At 43.9% G+C, this 440-nt stretch carries 1 protein-coding gene; it reads right to left on the bottom strand.

Going from position 1 to position 440, the window contains the following annotated elements; genetic code table 11:
* Positions 1-185: 185 nt before the first annotated feature.
* Positions 186-440: ATP-binding protein (locus ACTJJG_RS19040; protein ID WP_319619776.1), on the bottom strand; the 255-nt coding region annotated here is incomplete at its 5' end.

The following is a 440-nucleotide window of genomic DNA, read 5'->3' as shown; positions in this document are numbered from 1 at the left end:
AGGTCAAACTGCAAACCTGTTTGTGCCACCAGAGATACCCCGAAATGCCCAAGATTGTTGACGCTCACTTAATATTGACCAGCGATGCTCGTTGAATATTGACCAGGCATTTAAGCAATGTAGCGTACTACACTGCTGTGGATAAATCGATCAATTGCTGTTGCTTTTTCTTCACTGATCGACGGTTAAAATAACTCTCCTTTCTCTGCTTCTCGTTTCTTTATACGCTGCTTGGCTTCCTCCGTGCTTTGCTTAAAACGATAGGATTCATTACCCGTTTCGATGATATGGCAATGATGAGTCAGTCGATCCAGCAGTGCAGTCGTCAACTTAGCATCACCAAATACATTGCTCCATTCCGAGAAGCTCAAGTTCGTCGTAATGATAGGGGTCGTCTCAGGAAACGGAAAATATAGCACGCTAAGGTTTTTCAATTGCGC

The sequence above is a fragment of the Acinetobacter sp. 22512 genome (assembly GCF_052044755.1).
GTDB classification, from domain to species: domain Bacteria; phylum Pseudomonadota; class Gammaproteobacteria; order Pseudomonadales; family Moraxellaceae; genus Acinetobacter; species Acinetobacter pittii.
This window is presented reverse-complemented; position numbering and strand designations above follow the sequence as displayed.